The 1,101-nt window shown below is 64.7% G+C and carries 1 protein-coding gene; it reads left to right on the top strand.

Annotated elements, in window-relative coordinates:
- The first annotated feature begins 110 nt into the window (after window positions 1-110).
- Window positions 111-1,100: an IS481 family transposase gene (locus A9X04_RS00680; protein WP_067916778.1), complete on the top strand. Its 990-nt coding sequence runs from the start codon at window positions 111-113 to the stop codon at window positions 1,098-1,100.
- The last annotated feature ends 1 nt before the right edge of the window (window position 1,101 follow it).

Below are 1,101 nucleotides of genomic sequence, written 5' to 3' on the forward strand. Positions count from 1 at the left end.
GCTAGCTGTACTGACCACGGACGTTGGTGACGGCGTGGCGTGGTGACATGACGAAGACCTCCGAGTGAAGTGCGAGCTGTCGAGGAACGCACTCACCATCGGAGGTCTTCGTGTCCCACCGTAATGCCCCATTGTCGGAAACCGGTCGTCTGCGACTGGCCCGTTGTGTCGTCGAGGAAGGCTGGCCGCTGCGGCGGGCGGCGGAGCGCTTTCAAGTCTCGGCGACCACGGCGTCGCGCTGGGCTGACCGCTACCGCGCCCTGGGGATGGCCGGGATGGCCGATCGCAGCTCGCGACCCCATCGCAGTCCGCAGCGCACGCCCACGCGCACCGAGCGGCGCGTGATCAAAGTCCGTGTCATCCGGCGATGGGGGCCTGCGCGAATCGGTTATCTGCTGGGCCTGCATCCGTCCACGGTGCACCGGATACTGACCCGTTACGGGCTGGCAAGGTTGCGGTGGTTAGACCGCCCGACCGGCCGCGTGATTCGACGCATCGAGTCGGTGCGCTGTGGGGATCTGGTGCATGTCGATGTCAAAAAGCTGGGCAAGATCCCCGCCGGGGGCGGCTGGCGGATGCTGGGCCGCACCCTAGGCAACCGCAACTCGCAGGCCGATAAAAGCTCGGGTCGCCGCAGCAAGCACCACAATCCGTTGCGCGGTCACCATTTCTTGCATACCGCCATCGACGCGTATTCACGACTGGCCTACAGCGAACTGTTGGCAGACGAGCGCAAGGAAACCGCTGCAGCGTTTTGGCTGCGCGCCAATACGTGGTTCACCGAATGTGGGATCACAGTCCGAAAAGTCCTCACCGACAACGGATCCTGCTATCGATCCCGCACCTTCGGTGAAGCCCTCGGCGACATCGAACACCGCAAGACCCGGCCCTACCGACCACAAACCAACGGCAAAGTCGAGCGATTCCACCGCACCCTGGCCGACGAATGGGCCTACGCCCGGCTCTACCGCTCCGACCACGAACGCTGCACTGAATTCCCCACCTGGCTGCACGCCTACAATCACCACCGCGGCCACACCGCACTCGGCGGCCAACCACCCGCCACCCGCGTACCTAACCTCTCGGGTCAGTACAGCTAGC

It is taken from the genome of Mycobacterium sp. E3247 (genome assembly GCF_001667785.1).
Taxonomy (GTDB): domain Bacteria; phylum Actinomycetota; class Actinomycetes; order Mycobacteriales; family Mycobacteriaceae; genus Mycobacterium.